The organism is Moorena sp. SIO4A5, from assembly GCF_010672005.1.
Classification (GTDB): Bacteria; Cyanobacteriota; Cyanobacteriia; order Cyanobacteriales; family Coleofasciculaceae; genus Moorena.
In genome coordinates this window covers 1-12,126 of the sequence record NZ_JAAHHZ010000167.1, presented here as the reverse complement: position 1 = coordinate 12,126, position 12,126 = coordinate 1, and the positions used below count along the sequence as shown (strand labels likewise).

At 41.0% G+C, this 12,126-nt stretch carries 9 protein-coding genes; 6 read left to right on the top strand and 3 right to left on the bottom strand.

Going from position 1 to position 12,126, the window contains the following annotated elements; all coding sequences use genetic code 11:
- From F6K57_RS30370 to F6K57_RS30355, 4 genes are all read left to right on the top strand, one after another.
- Positions 1 to 419 (top strand): Wzt carbohydrate-binding domain-containing protein (locus F6K57_RS30370; protein ID WP_293071914.1); only part of this gene is annotated, 419 nt, incomplete at its 5' end.
- A gap of 146 nt (positions 420 to 565) precedes the next feature.
- On the top strand, positions 566 to 850 hold the full coding sequence (locus tag F6K57_RS30365; RefSeq protein ID WP_293071913.1) for a hypothetical protein: 285 nt from the start codon (positions 566 to 568) through the stop codon (positions 848 to 850).
- Positions 831 to 2,051, top strand: coding sequence for a serine hydrolase domain-containing protein (locus tag F6K57_RS30360; protein WP_293071912.1), 1,221 nt, complete (start codon positions 831 to 833; stop codon positions 2,049 to 2,051). The genes F6K57_RS30365 and F6K57_RS30360 overlap by 20 nt, the downstream gene beginning before the upstream one ends.
- 159 nt (positions 2,052 to 2,210) lie before the next feature.
- A complete protein-coding gene (locus tag F6K57_RS30355; protein ID WP_293071911.1) occupies positions 2,211 to 2,873 on the top strand; it encodes a hypothetical protein in 663 nt (220 codons plus the stop codon).
- Positions 2,874 to 2,925: 52 nt separating this feature from the next.
- On the opposite strand, the gene F6K57_RS30350 is transcribed toward F6K57_RS30355, so the two are convergent.
- Genes F6K57_RS30350 through F6K57_RS30340 form a run of 3 tightly spaced genes read right to left on the bottom strand, consistent with a single transcriptional unit; the run spans position 2,926 to position 9,911 of the window.
- Positions 2,926 to 7,086 (bottom strand): non-ribosomal peptide synthetase, encoded by a 4,161-nt coding sequence (locus F6K57_RS30350; protein WP_293071910.1) that lies wholly within the window; start codon positions 7,084 to 7,086, stop codon positions 2,926 to 2,928.
- Positions 7,087 to 7,143: 57 nt separating this feature from the next.
- The gene (locus tag F6K57_RS30345) at positions 7,144 to 7,980 is read right to left on the bottom strand and encodes an isocitrate lyase/PEP mutase family protein (protein WP_293071909.1); all 837 of its coding nucleotides are present in this window, start codon (positions 7,978 to 7,980) and stop codon (positions 7,144 to 7,146) included.
- 35 nt (positions 7,981 to 8,015) lie between these two features.
- The gene (locus F6K57_RS30340; protein ID WP_293071908.1) at positions 8,016 to 9,911 is read right to left on the bottom strand and encodes an AMP-binding protein; all 1,896 of its coding nucleotides are present in this window, start codon (positions 9,909 to 9,911) and stop codon (positions 8,016 to 8,018) included.
- Positions 9,912 to 10,663: 752 nt separating this feature from the next.
- On the opposite strand from F6K57_RS30340, the gene F6K57_RS30335 reads away from it, so the two are divergent.
- Together F6K57_RS30335 and F6K57_RS30330 are read left to right on the top strand one after the other, a co-directional pair.
- Positions 10,664 to 10,843: a hypothetical protein gene (locus F6K57_RS30335; RefSeq protein ID WP_293071907.1), complete on the top strand. Its 180-nt coding sequence runs from the start codon at positions 10,664 to 10,666 to the stop codon at positions 10,841 to 10,843.
- 295 nt (positions 10,844 to 11,138) lie between these two features.
- A complete protein-coding gene (locus F6K57_RS30330) occupies positions 11,139 to 11,957 on the top strand; it encodes an FkbM family methyltransferase (protein ID WP_293071906.1) in 819 nt (272 codons plus the stop codon).
- Positions 11,958 to 12,126: the final 169 nt, after the last annotated feature.

The following is a 12,126-nucleotide window of genomic DNA, read 5'->3' as shown; positions in this document are numbered from 1 at the left end:
AAAACCGCTTTGGCTCTCTAGAAGTAGAAATTACCGATGTGTTGCTGTTACCTAGCTTAGAGATTAATAGTGGTGATTCCTTAGCCATTGACATTGAGTACTTTTCACCTCAAGCAATTGATGGACTAATTTTTAGTGTCCTCATTAGTACTGAAGATGGTCAAATCTGTCTTGAGACTAACACAACTACCATGGGAGAATCATTACCAGTTATTAAAGGTAAAGGAAAAATAAAACTCCATCTATCTCGCTTAGATTTAAACAGTGGTAAGTATTTTGTTGATGTTGGGGTTTATGAACCAAATCGGGCTTATACCTATGACTACCATTTGCGTGTTTATAACTTTTTAGTCCGTTCAAATAAAAGCGAAAAAGGTATTATTAGCCCACCGCTTCGTTGGGATATTGTTGAAGGTTGAAGATTGGTTGAAGGTTGAAGGTTGGTTGAAGGTTGAATGTTGACTGTTGAAGGTTGAAGGTTGAAGGTTGAATGTTGCTTGAAAGTTGAATGTTGGTTGAAAGTTGAATTTTGAAGGTTGGGTGACTGTTGAAAGTTGAATGTTGGGTGACTGTTGTTCGCCTTTGGCGTTCCCGTAGGGTAGGTTGGTTGACTGTTGAAGGGACAGGTAATAGGCAAGAGGTAACAGATTTAGCTTTACTATTCCCGATTCCCGATTCCCGATTCCCGATTCCCGATTACCGATTACCGATTACCGATTCCCGATTCCCGATTCCCGATTCCCGATTCCCGATTCCCGATTCCCGATTCCCGATTCCCGATTCCCGATTCCCGATTCCCTTTTATCAAAAATTTATCAAATCTAAAACTAGTGAAAAAAACATTAGATAGATTATTAAAGCTGATTCAATCAATAAGTTTAGCTATCTTGATTGTTAGTGTTTCTGTACTGCCCGTATTTGCTCAGGATGTATCTAACCGGGATTTGCCTATGGTATCTACAGCCGATGATTCCCAGTTAGAACTAACTAAATTCCATGATATAGAAGAATTTAGTGACAATTTTTTTGTAAATCAAATTACAGAAAATAATCTTACTGGTGCGGTATTTACCTTAGTAAAAGATGACAAAATTATCTTCTCAAAAGGCTACGGCTACGCTAACCTTGAGGATAAGATACCGGTTATTCCTAACAAAACTCTGTTTCGTGTAGGCTCTGTCTCTAAACTAGTTACCTCTACAGCAGTAATGCAACTAGTCGAGCAAGGCAAGCTTAAGCTACATGAAGATATTAACCAGTATCTTAAGGAATTTCAAATCAAGACTAATAAATTTAAGCCAATTACAGTTGATCATCTCTTAACTCATACTGATGGATTCGATGTAGCTTGGGTGATTGGCGGAGCCACTCGTTGCCAGTCTCAGCTGCTATCCTTAGAAAAATTTCTCACAGAAAATCTACCAGAGCGAGTGCGACCACCAGGTCAATTATATGTTTATGGTGATGTAGGATTAGCATTGGCAGGTTACTTAGTCGAAGTGGTTGCTGGAATTCCTTTCAGTGAATATATTGACCAAAGTATCCTACAACCTTTGGATATGAGTCAAAGTAGTTTTCAGCAACCATTACCGTCTGAGCTGGCAGCTAACTTAGCTGTGGGATATCAGTACAAAAATGGCAATTATATAAAGCAACCCTTTACCTGTAATAAAAGTGTTCCTACTACAGCTTTAACTACTACTGCTGAAGACATGGCTCACTTTATGATTGCTCATTTACAGGGAGGTCGTTATGGTACAGAGCGTATCCTGAATGACACTACAGTAAAGGAGATGCACCGACAACACTATACTAATTTTCCGAACATTCCTCAAGCCGCAGGATCTACTTATGGTTTTTTTGAGCGCTTTGTGAATAATCAACGGATAATTGAACATGGCGGTAGCATGTCAGGGTATACTAATTTGGTGTTTTTAATTCCAGAACAAAAGTTAGGTTTCTATATTGCTTACAATCGTAACAGTCTTAATGAAAATTTGCGATACGAGTTGGTTGAACAGTTTTTAGATCGTTATTATCCTGTACAGTAAACCATTGCATCACCTACCGAAATTATTACTAAAGCTATCCCTGAAGCTATCCCTCAAGCTAATATTAACCAGCAATATAAACAGCAATATAAACAAATTAATTGCGGCTATCGCTTTATTCGAGATCCTCGAAACTCCCTGGTTAAGTTAGCAATTGTTTTGCTTGAATCTGGACGATTATTTACTATTAAAACTAATCAAGACCACACATTAACTATATTTCCAGGAAGAAGTAAATGGGAGGAAGTAGAGCCACTCCTATTTCGCGCTACTGATAGCAATATGTATATAAATTTTCGGCCAGATAGTCAGGGTAAAATTACTGGTATGTCTATGAGTAGTCATGTCCATTTAACCTATGAAAAGTTACCATGGTACGAAGCTGCTGTTTTACAGTTTGGACTGGCAGGATTTTCTGTAATAATCTTCCTATGGGGATGTTTAGTTTTGCTAATTAGACCATTAATGAGCCGCAAAAATAAAACTTTAACTCTAGTTTCACGACATACTCGTCTAGTGGAGTTGATCATTGGTCTGATTAGTGTTTTAAATTTATGCTTTTTGATGGGAATGGGGATAGCTATTAGTACAATAGATTTCTGGGAATTTTTCTTCGGAATGCCCCCTGTGATGATTGCGTTACTTTATCTACCCATTGTGACCACAGGCTTGAGTACTATAGTATCGATTATTGGTTTACTGGCTTGGAGAGACAAAAACTGGTCTTGGATCAGACGAGGGTATTATTGTTTGAGTATGCTAGCGGCATGGCTATTTATCTGGCTCCTAAATTCTTGGAATTTATTAGGATTTAAATTTTAGGTGAACTGTAAGGTCTACCTTACCACTGTAACTGCTGCTTGTCAACTAAAGATTACTCACGATCAGCTTCAGCAGCCAAAGCCTGATCAATGCACATTTTTAATTTCTCTGCTAACACCCGCACATGAGGTTCGGTTCGCATACTCAAATGGTCCCCAGGAACTCTGATTAGATCGACAACGTGTTCCTCCCAAGCCCTTAACGGAAACAGCCAACGCCGAATTTTAATGTGGTGACGGTGATCACGAGCAACCCGAGTCAGGAAGAGTGTAATTTTACCCGAGTAGCCTTGGATCAGATACTCTCCTTGATTCGCTCCCACAGCAGACATAGACTTTTGTATGGTTAAATTGTCTTTTACTTCCCAGAGCAACGAGCCTAACTGCCAAGCACAAGACACTAACGAACCACGTAATAATTCCTTTTTCATTGCCACCAGAGCCGGCTCTATTCTTTGCAGATAGTAGCGATACATCTGTCCCGAACCCCAAGTATCTAATATAGCTAGAAAAGCCACTTTCTTTCCGCGCTCTTGTAGTTGCTTGGCAACTTCATAAGCTACATTTTTACCAAAAGAATATCCTGTTAACAGTATTGGCCCAGTTGGATATACCTCCAGGATATCGCGAACGTGACTAGCGGCTATTGCTTTAACATTAGCTTCTGTCTTTTGGCCTTTTTTACCGATAACCACGTAACCAGATTCTAGGAAATAAACTGGTTGCTCCTCACCTAAATAGCGGGCAAGAGTAGATATTTCCCCGACACCATTAGCGCAATAAAACAGCGGTGGCTTCACCCCTGTGGGACGGATAGTAACCATTAGAGAATCCGGTCTGGGTCGTGCTCCTTCTCGACCAGCTACAATAGTTAACAAGGCGCGAAGGTCATCTGTATCCAGTGGCAGCAACTCGGGAGATAGGTTCGGGTTGGCATTATCTGCTACTTCTCGTTCTTTGAGAAGACTGGCAATTTCCTCAATGGTTGTAAATTGAAATAGGGCAGCCAACGGCAGTTTGGTCTGAGTGACTTTTTCTATTTCTGCAACTAAGCGCACTGCCAGCAAGGAGTGACCGCCCAACTCAAAGAAGTTATCTGTTACTCCTATGGGTTGGATGCCGAGAACTTGTGACCAGATTTGGGCTAGTTGGAGTTCAGTTGAGTCTCTGGGTGCAACAAAGGTTTCGGCTCCCAACTGCCTGGAAGTATCCGGTGCCGGTAGGCCACGCCGATCTACTTTGCCGTTGGGTGTTAGAGGCAAAGCATCTAATACTACAAAGGCATTGGGTATCATGTATTGGGGTAATTTTTGTTTGAGAAAGCCCCGCAGCTTGGTGGTGAGAATGTCGATGTTTTCCCCAGGAGAAACAACGTAGGCTACTAGGCGTTTGTCACCAGGTAAAACCTCCCTTACTATGACTACGGCTTCTTGGATTTCAGGGTGTTGAATTAGAGTTGCTTCAATTTCTGATAGTTCGATGCGGAAACCTCGAATTTTGACTTGGTTGTCGATGCGACCGAGGAATTCGATGTTGCCATCGGGGAGATAGCGAGCTAAGTCACCTGTTTTGTATAATTTTGAATTACCAAAGGGATTAGTAATAAATCTTTCTGAAGTTAATTCAGGACGGTTGAGATAACCTCTTGCAACACCAGCACCACCGATATACAATTCACCTATAACTCCAATAGTTACTGGTTGTAAATATTTATCTAAAATATATAATTTGGTGTTATAAATTGGACGACCAATGGGAATATTTTTTCGATGATATAATGTGTTTTTTTTTACTTCATAAATACAACATCCCACCACCGTTTCGGTGGGGCCATATTCGTTAATTAATCTAATAGTAGGCGCGTATTGTTGCCAAAATAAAGTATGTTTTTCTGATAAGGCTTCTCCACCGAGAATAAATGCTTGGGTTTTAATTTCTACTTGTTCTTGAGCGAGTAAATTACTGAGTATTTCTAAATGTGATGGAGTTATTTTAACCAAGCTAAATTTAGTATCGGAACACAAAGCTTTTTTAAGTGCTTCTATTTCTTCTTGTTCTGGTAATAATACTACTTTTGCTCCTACAAATAGAGGAGAAAACAAACTGGTAATAGTCGCATCAAACCCAATAGAAGAATTGACAGGACAACCTTCAAATTCAGCAACATTATAAGCTTTTGTACACCAATTTAAATAATTTACCATACCACTGTGGACAATCATTGTTCCTTTGGGTTTTCCTGTGGAACCGGAGGTATAAATGATGTAAGCTAAGTTTTCAGATGTAACTTCACTGTAGGGATTATCTTGAGATTGTTCTGCAAATTGTTGCAAATTTTTATCTAAATAAATTGTTTGTGCTTTGTGCACTGGAAGTTGTTTAATTAAGTGTTGTTGAGTAAGTAATATTTTTAAGTTGGAATCTGATAACATATAAGCCAGACGTTGTTGAGGATAATTGGGATCAAGAGGTACATATGCACCACCAGCCTTGAGTATTCCCAAAAGTCCCGCCAACATCTCAACAGAACGCTCTACACAAATCCCCACCAAAACTTCGGGGCCTACTCCTTTTGAACGTAAATAATGGGCTAGTTGATTTGCCCGATTATTTAACTGGCGATAGGTCAATTGCTTATCTTCAAACACCACTGCTACTGCATCGGGAGTGAGTTCTACTTGTTCTTCAAATAACTGATGAATACACTTATCTTGGGGATAATCTGTGGCGGTATTGTTCCATTCAACTAATAATTGATGGCGTTCTGCTTCACTCAGTAGAGGTAATTGTGATATGCGCTGCTCTTGATTTGCCACAATCCCTGACAACAAGGTCTGGAAATGACCAGCCATCCGCTCAATAGTTGACCCATCAAACAAATCCCGATTGTATTCAAATACACAACATAGCCCTTCGGTTCTATCAACAATATCCAGGGTTAAATCAAACTGTGTAATACCTCTATCAAACTGGAAGTCTTGAAATTTTAGACCTTGTACTTCTACTACCTCACTTGGTAAATTTCTCAGTTGGAATAACACCTGAAATATGGGAGTATGACTTAAGTCTCGCTCTGGTTGCAATTCTTCCACCAACTTCTCGAAGGGAATATCCTGGTGAGCATATGCTCCTAAAGCTACCTCGCGCACCTGAGCCAACAATTCTGAAAAAGTGAAGTTGCCATTTAGTTGAGTACGTAAGACTAAGGTGTTTATAAACACACCAATTAGTTGTTCTATTTCTATGCGATCGCGACCTGCTATCGGAGTTCCAACTATAATATCTTCCTCACCCGTATAGCGATAAAGTAATATTTGGAAAGCCGCTAACAAGGTCATAAACAGCGTCACCCCTGCCCTCAGACTCAGTTCCTTGAGAGAGTTACTCAGGTTTTGGGGTAACAATAAATTTTGCTTAGCTCCCTGGAAAGTTTGCACCGGCCTTCGCGGTCGATCTGTGGGTAACTCCAGCACTGGCAAGCTGCCGCCTAATTGTTTTTTCCAATAGGCAAGCTGAGACTCTAACTTTTCCCCTTGCAGTCGCTGTCGCTGCCAAATGGCAAAGTCGGCATATTGAATCGGTAGTGGTGGGAGAGGTGATGACTTTCCAGTAGCAAAAGCTTCATAATTTACTGCAAGTTCTTTGAGCAAAACTCCCGCTGACCAACCATCAAAAATAATGTGGTGTATCGTCAGGAGCAAGATATTTTCTTCCTCACTCAGTCGCAGTAACTTGGCTTGAATTAGGGGTAATTTAGATAAGTCGAATCTCTGTTGTGTTTCCTCAACGGCGATGCGTTCGACTTCTATTTCTCGTTCGTTGCTCGGTAAATGACTCAATTCTATGATCAGCAACTTTACAGTCAAACTGGAAGCGATCGCCTGTATTGGTTGGCCATCTACTGCGATAAAACTGGTGCGAAACACTTCATGGCGACCCACGATTTCGTTAATCGCTCTTTCTAATGCCTCTACATTCAGGGAACCTGTGAGACGAATATTTGTAGGACGATTGTAAGCGGGATTTCCCGGTTCTAACCGATCTAATATCCACATCCGTTCCTCAGAAAAGGACAGAGGTATCGACTGTGGATTTTCTCTCGGAGTAATTGTCGGTTGGTAGTTAGTATTTTTGAGGTTTTGCTTGAGTTGATGCTCTAGTAATTTCCGTTTAGCTGGTGAAAGTTTAGCAATTCGTTGATTAATGTCACTCATCAGGATTAGGAAAAATATTTTTACTAAAACTATGAGATACACCCTGAAAAGTAGTTGTTAGCGTTTATTTCTCAAAGCCAGATTTTCCTGCAAAAGAGCAGTACATTCAGGCACACCCACTTGTTGTTTTAGTAATAATCCATCTTTTTCTTTCAGGGATTGCATGTACCGTTCAATTCCCTCTTGCGCCGTAAACAAACAAGGAGTACTGTAGTTCACCAGAGAAACCCCTGCATCCTTCAGTTCTGTCAGACTGCAAGCTGGAGATTTTCCTCCAGCTATTTGATTAAATACTAATGGTTTATCTACTTTAGTCTTTAAAGTTCTGATTACCTCTAAATCCTTGATACCATCAGCCAATATCGCATCAGCACCCACTTCCGCAAATGCCTGAGCTCTTCTGATAATTTCATCGAGTTCGCTGGCATCGGTTCGCGCCACTACAAATAACTCTTTTCGAGTTGCCAAAACTTTTTTTAGTTTATCGATAAACTCCTCTAAATCCATCAAGAGTTTACCCTCAAAATGACCGCATCTTCTCGGTCTTTTTTGGTCTTCAATAATTACCCCAGCTGCCCCGATGGACTCCAACATAGTAACGACATGACAAGCCACTTCAGTATCGACATAGCCATCATCAATATCGACGAGAATATAGGCATGGGGAAGGACAGTTTTTATCCTTTGAACAAAAGCAATAATATCAGACCAGGCAATAAATCCAATATCTGGTAACCCATAAAAACTGGCCGCAAAACTAAAACCGCTGATAAATATACCGTCGTAATATTTGGCGGCGATTGAGGCGGAAAAAACATCGTAAACTCCTATAAAGGGAAAGATGTCTCTTTGTTTCAATTGTTCTTGTAAGCTTTGGCCGTTATTGGTTCCCATTTTTATATATAAAAAAGCTAATTTTTTATTTTTTTTTAAAGCAGATCTTCGGCTTCTGAATCCGACAGAGATTCTAGTTGGTATAACATGGCATATATCTCGGTATCCTCAACTATTTCTGCCTGCTGTTCAGTAATTAAATCTGCCATTATCGCCAGAGTAGGTTCCTGAAAAAAGAAGAGAAACGATAATTCAACCTTAGTGACTTTTCTGACCTGATTTACGATTCTTGTCGCCAAAATAGAATCTCCTCCTAATTGGAAGAAGTGGTCATAAATGCCAACCCGATCTACTCCTAAAATCTCCGACCAAATTTGCACCAACTCTTTTTGTATTGGTGTCTTTGGTGGGGCATAGTCTGCCCTTGGCATTGTCGGGTCGGAAGCAGTTAAGCATAATTTTTGGGCTAAACCTATCCGTTGCCGTTTGCCAGTGGGACCTTTGGGAATTTCATCGATAAAAACCACCACACGCGGAACTTTAAAATCAGCCAATCGAGTAGCAGCAAACTCTTTAATTTCTTGCTCTGTTACTGATGCTCCTTCCTGCAAAACCACCGCAACAGCCACATCTTCCCCTAATAAAGTATGGGGTGTGGCAAAAGTGACAACCTGCGCGATCGCTGGATGGTCTAAAAGCACTTCATCTACTTCTCGCGGGGAAATTTTCTCGCCCCCACGATTGATAATTTCTTTAATCCGACCTTTGAGGAAAAGATAGTTGTCCCTATCTAAATAACCCAGGTCTCCCGTGCGAAACCAGCCGTTGGTAAAAGCACTTTGGTTGGCATCAGGATTGTTGTGATAGCCAGAAGTGACATTCTCACCCCGGATCACGACTTCTCCTACCTCACCAACTGGTAGTAAGTTGCCCTGTTCATCCATAATCGCGACTTCCGGTCCTGCAGCGACTCCCACCGAACCGGGTTTGCGAGTTTTAGGCGGCAGGGGATTACTTGCCATCTGATGGGAAGCTTCAGTCATGCCATAGGATTCGATCACCGGGGCGTTGAATTCTGCTTCTAACGAAGCCATGACCTGGGGTGGCAAGGGAGCAGATGAAGAGCGAATCAAGCGAATTGGGCATTGGGAAATGATCTGGCGATTTTCTGTGACTCTGGCTAGAATCCCTTGGTGCATGGTGGGTACGGCTGAATACCAGGTGGGATGAAATTCTACTAACCAGTCAAAGAATTTGGGCCCGTCAAAACCGGGAGTACAAACCACACTCGCTCCTGCACTTAGGGATGAAAGTAAGGCCCCGATCAGTCCGTGAATATGGAATAGGGGCATCACGTTCAGACAGCGATCGCTCTCGACTAAATTCAAAGCCACGCCAATATTTTGGGCTGAGGTGCAGAGGTTTTTGCCTGTGAGCGGCACCATTTTAGGGCGGGAGGTAGTCCCAGAAGTATGCAGCACTAAAGCCACATCTTCGGGTTGAGCGATGCCAGCCATGGCTGGACTTTTCCCATCCCCACCTGTAAGGTTGAAAATACCTGCTGCTTCTGGGATGGGGGTAAGTTCGACCAGGGGGATACCTCTTTTTTGAGCCACCTCTAGGGCAGGTTCGGCAACTCCTGACTGAAAAATCAGGGCTTTAGCATCGAGATCCGATAGATAAAAATCGTATTCCGATTGGCGATAACCAGGATTTAGAGGGGCACAGGTGGCAAAACAGGCGATGGCCAAAAAAGCTACAGCCATTTCTGGGCCGTTGGGTAATGCGATCGCCACTCGGTCGTTACGACCTACACCCATTGCATTTAATTTGCTTCCCACATCGGTGACAGCATCAAACAAACGACTGTAGGTGAGGGCAGACCGACCGGCAGCAACAATGGCTATGTCTTGGGGATTTTTCTTTGCCCTGGCCTCAAGTAGATTGTATATACTTGAATTGAGTCCAGAGCCGGTTTTGGCAATCGTCATCTTTTGTTAACTATAGGACAGTAAATAACTGGTAATTTCTCGGAAAAACTTTAACTATATCCAAATTTTTGGTTATGTATTCTGAGCTTTCGTCCTGGTCATATGTATAGACTGACTACTCAAGAAGTATAGCTCTGCTCAGAGGTTGCACCTAAGCGTAAAAACCTAGACAAAGTAAAAATAGCTGCTACCCTAACTAATTTTAAAAACCAATAGGAACTATAATCAGCTTTGTCCTTCGACCTGTTGGTTTTATCTTCAGAGTAAAATCAAGAGTTAACGATTTAATTATACCGTCAAATTCAACCAGATCCGGAGATTTGATTTTTCCTTTTTTAATTAATATTGAACAGTTAGGGGTAAAGCCGAAATAAGTGCCAAATAGGACACCATTTTCAGTAATTTAAAAATTGCTTTACAATTGATGAGTTATGTGTAGGAACTTGAGAGGGATTAGCCCGAAGGGCTAGGGCCTTCAAGGGTACCCAAAAAAGACAATCCATTGAGGATATCAAGCCCACAGGTGATGGGAGCAAGACCGTGAAGTTTTGGTAAGAGGGCTTGACAAATTGCTGTCTTTGCTATAAACATCACAAATATACAACACTCTGGATAAGAATTAATTAATCAAAATCCTCTTGGAATAAGAAAAGTATATCGTCAGCTGTCAGCCGTCAGCTTAAAATAAACCTGTTTGGCCTATGGCCACGCTACGGGAACGGGAGAATTTAATATTGATAGATGAATGAGAATTGAAAGTCAACAGAAAAATCCTTGGCCATTCACGTAGCTTGGCCACGCTACGGGAACAGCTTTGTGGCACAGGCTTTGGCCTTGGCCTAAAGGCCACGCGGGGCGCGTTTGGCCACGCTGTGCGAACGACGCTGGGACTTAACGTAGCCCATAAACTGATAGCTGAATGCTTACACTAGATTAATTATAATTTGGTTTTTTCCAGATAGTTTGGTTTGTAGATATAGCATTTACAAATAAATAAAATTCTAATTTATGAGGTTATAATTTTTACGATCAGCTAAAATAACTATTCTGTATAGATGTATTTTTTTTAGAATTTGTTTCTTACTCGTCTAGGATATCTAAATACCCAAAATCCTTGGCCAGCATTAGATTTAGGTTTGGTCTGTGCTCAATTAGCATCATTTTGTCCGGAAGACCCAAAGTTAGACTGTATAGTAGTAGGTAAGGTCTAAAGCCAACTACCTTGTAATGAAGCAACTAATTCTGGGTACTTTCCTTGGGAAACTGGCAATGGCAACCCGTGATACAATAGATAGGGTAAAAGGGGCAGTCACTAAATCGGAAAGTTTAGGAACTATAATTAACGATCAGATCGCTACACGTTTGGTCACTCAATTATGTGATCACAACAAGACTTTTATTGATGTTGGGGCACATATTGGTTCAATTATAGCTTTAGTATCTGATTACGATGCAAGTATAAAAGTTATTGCTGTGGAGGCGATACCCGATAAAGCCAGGAAACTTCGTAGTAAGTTTCCTGACGTAGAAGTACATAACTATGCGGTTGGCAACACAGAAGGAGAAGTATCTTTCTATATAAATACCAGAGAATCTGGCTATAGCTCCCTAAGGCAACCTAGCGAAGATAAAAAATCAATTTCAGTTGAAATAAAAGTTCCAATCGTACGTTTAGACAGCCTGGTATCATCAGATGACATTGACGTGATCAAGATTGATGTGGAAGGTGCTGAATTAGACGTTATTCGCGGAAGTGAGACTATCATTACCAAAAATAGTCCAGTGATAATGTTTGAAAGTGCCCCATCCCAAGAGGATGATTGGAAATCTACAAAAGCAGATATAGTGTCCTGGTTAAATGATTATGGTTATGAATTGTTCGTACCTAATAGAGTTGCACACAATGGGCCTGGATTAAGTAAAGAATGCTTCATTGAGTCCCATTATTATCCTAGACGAACAACTAACTACTTTGCCATACCAATTCAGCGCAGAACTGAGATAAGAGATCGAGCACGGACTATACTTGATCTTTCTATTGCCTAATTCTCAAGGTTTGCCTTTCACATTAAATAGCAAAGGGAACAGGGAGCAGGGAACAGGGAGCAGGGAACAGGGAACAAAAATTATCACAATTCATTTGAAATAATGACCTTGAGCTTGATGTCAAGGTCATTTTAATCAAGAATCAGAAAGCTCAGATTAATGCGATCGC

Coding starts and splice junctions, on each gene's coding strand:
- F6K57_RS30345 (WP_293071909.1), bottom strand. CDS start 7,980: ATGGGAACCAATAACGGCCAAAGCTTACAAGAACAATTGAAACAAAGA.
- F6K57_RS30330 (WP_293071906.1), top strand. CDS start 11,139: ATGAAGCAACTAATTCTGGGTACTTTCCTTGGGAAACTGGCAATGGCA.
- F6K57_RS30340 (WP_293071908.1), bottom strand. CDS start 9,911: ATGACGATTGCCAAAACCGGCTCTGGACTCAATTCAAGTATATACAAT.
- F6K57_RS30350 (WP_293071910.1), bottom strand. CDS start 7,086: ATGAGTGACATTAATCAACGAATTGCTAAACTTTCACCAGCTAAACGG.